The 2,247-nt window shown below is 68.5% G+C and carries 3 protein-coding genes; all 3 read right to left on the bottom strand.

Annotated features, from left to right (window positions below; genetic code table 11):
• Positions 1–19: 19 nt before the first annotated feature.
• A complete protein-coding gene (locus A6M56_RS11525; protein WP_286758135.1) occupies positions 20–547 on the bottom strand; it encodes a TAXI family TRAP transporter solute-binding subunit in 528 nt (175 codons plus the stop codon).
• Positions 544–1,518 (bottom strand): quinone oxidoreductase family protein, encoded by a 975-nt coding sequence (locus tag A6M56_RS11530; protein ID WP_286758136.1) that lies wholly within the window; start codon positions 1,516–1,518, stop codon positions 544–546. The genes A6M56_RS11525 and A6M56_RS11530 overlap by 4 nt, the downstream gene beginning before the upstream one ends.
• A gap of 92 nt (positions 1,519–1,610) precedes the next feature.
• Positions 1,611–2,247 (bottom strand): YdcF family protein (locus tag A6M56_RS11535; RefSeq protein WP_286758137.1); only part of this gene is annotated, 637 nt, incomplete at its 5' end.

The following is a 2,247-nucleotide window of genomic DNA, read 5'->3' on the forward strand; positions in this document are numbered from 1 at the left end:
CGGAGAGCGGCACCAGGTGCTAGCCCGCCACGATCTCGCTGGCAGCGAGGAGTTGCTGGGCCAGCTGGCGCACGCCCGAGCCCTCCTGGCCGATGGCGATGCGCTTGCCGCGCAGGTCGGTCAGCCGGGTCAGTTCGCGCTCGCCGCGATAGAAAACCCAGACTGGTTCGTAGAACAGGCTGCCGAGCGACAGGAGGCCGGAATCGTCCTCGGCATCCGGGTCCTCCCTGGGCGGCATGACACCGCCCTGGACAAATCCGACCTGGGCTTCGTCGGCCTTCAGGCGCGCGAGGTTCTCCAGCGAGCCAGCCGACGATTTCACCTCCAGCGTGATGCCATCGCGGGCCAGGATCGCGGCGTAGCGCTGGGCGAACTGGTAATAGGCTCCCGACTCGCCGCCGGTCGTGATCACGATGCGCTTGGGCGGCGCCGGCTGAACGAACTGGTAGGCCACGGCAAAGCCGATGCCGACGATCAGGACGATCCACCAGGCAGTGGCAAACAGGTCGCGCAGCGACAGGAGTCCGGCTTTGATCCGGGCCATCATGGAAGCAGGACGGTTGAGCCGGTGGTCCTGCGCGCCTCGAGGTCGCGATGCGCCTGGACGGCGTCACGCAGGGCGTAACGCTGATTCACCTCGATGCGCACCTGGCCGCTGATGACCCGGTCGAACAACGCGCTGCCCAAGGCGACCAGATCGGCCCGCCGGGCGGTGTAGGTCATCAAGGTCGGCCGGGTGATGAACAGCGAGCCCTTCTGCGACAGCTGGATCAGGTCGACCGGCGGCACCGGGCCGGAGGCGTTGCCATAGGAAACCATCATGCCCATCGGCCGCAGGCAGTCGAGCGAGCCGGCAAAGGTGTCCTTGCCGACGCCGTCATAGACGACCGCCACGCCTTCACCCCGGGTGATGTCGCGCACCCGCTGGGTGAAGTTCTCGGTGGTGTAGTCGATGACATGGTCGCAGCCGTGCGCCCTGGCCAGTTCCGCCTTGGCCGGCGAGCCGACGGTGCCGATCACCGTCGCGCCCAGCGCCTTGGCCCACTGGCAGGCAATGAGCCCAACGCCGCCGGCGGCGGCATGGATCAGCACGGCATCGCCCGGCTGCACGCAAAAAGTCTTGCGCAACAGGTAGGCCGCGGTCAGGCCTTGCAGCATCATCGCCGCACCGGTGTCGAAACCGATGCCCTCGGGCAAAATCAACAGGCGATGCGCCGGAATGTTGCGCACCTCGGCGTAAGCCCCGACCGGCCCGCCGGCATAGGCCACACGGTCGCCGACCTTGACCTCGGTGACGCCTTCACCCACCGCCTCGACCACCCCGGCGCCTTCCAGGCCGATGCCCGATGGCAAGGGCAGCGGATAGAGGCCGGTACGGTGATAGATGTCGATGTAGTTGAGGCCGACCGCGTGGTGGCGCACCGTCGCTTCGCCGGGATCCGGGGCGGGCAGGTCGACCGTTTCCCAGCAAAGAACCTCGGGGCCGCCGGTCTGATGGATACGGATGGCGTGGGGCATCGGAGTCTCCTGGCATTCTTGTTGTCGAGACTGCGAGGGTATCACCCCGCCACGCATCCTTCCACCTCGCGCCCGGCCTCGCGGCCAGCGCCTCAAACGCCGGAAAGCCGCGCCCAGGCAATGCCCAGCCACTCGTGCAGGGCGTAATAGGAATCGTGCAGCGCCGATGCGCCGGGCAGCAGATCGCCGGCCGCGAAACCGCCCCCCGTCTTGCTGACGAAGTGGGCCGGTGCCGGGATCACCTGCAGCCCCGCCGCCTCGAACAACAGCCGGGCACGCGGCATGTGGAAGGCCTGTGTGACCAGGACGACGCGCCCGACCCCGGCTGCACGCAGGACTTCTGCCGAAAAACGGGCATTGCCGGCCGTATCCCGGCTTTGCTCCTCACGCCAGCGCACCGCCACCCCGAATTCGTCGCGCAGGATGTTGGCCATCACCGCCGCCTCGGTATGCCCGGCATTCAGCGGCCGGCCCCCGCTGACCAGCACCGGCAACTGCGTCTCCCGCGCCAGCCGGGCACCATGGCGCAAGCGGATCAAAGTGCGGTCGGTCGCCGTCTCGCCGCCGAACGCCGCAACCGGCCGGATCAGGCCGCTGCCGAGAATGACGATGGCCTGCGCCCCGCTCGTCTCCGGCTGCCAGTTCCCGGCCCGGTCCTCCAGCGTGCCGATCAGCGCCGAACCGACCACGGGGAGCGATTGCAGCAGGAGCAGCAGACCGCCGCACACG

This window comes from Ralstonia sp. RL (assembly GCF_001683835.1).
In the GTDB taxonomy this organism is placed as follows: domain Bacteria; phylum Pseudomonadota; class Gammaproteobacteria; order Burkholderiales; family Burkholderiaceae; genus Ralstonia; species Ralstonia mannitolilytica.

What these genes read in the sequence shown, in the direction of transcription:
- A6M56_RS11525 (WP_286758135.1), bottom strand. Translation starts at nt 547, where the DNA reads ATGATGGCCCGGATCAAAGCCGGACTCCTGTCGCTGCGCGACCTGTTT.
- A6M56_RS11530 (WP_286758136.1), bottom strand. Translation starts at nt 1,518, where the DNA reads ATGCCCCACGCCATCCGTATCCATCAGACCGGCGGCCCCGAGGTTCTT.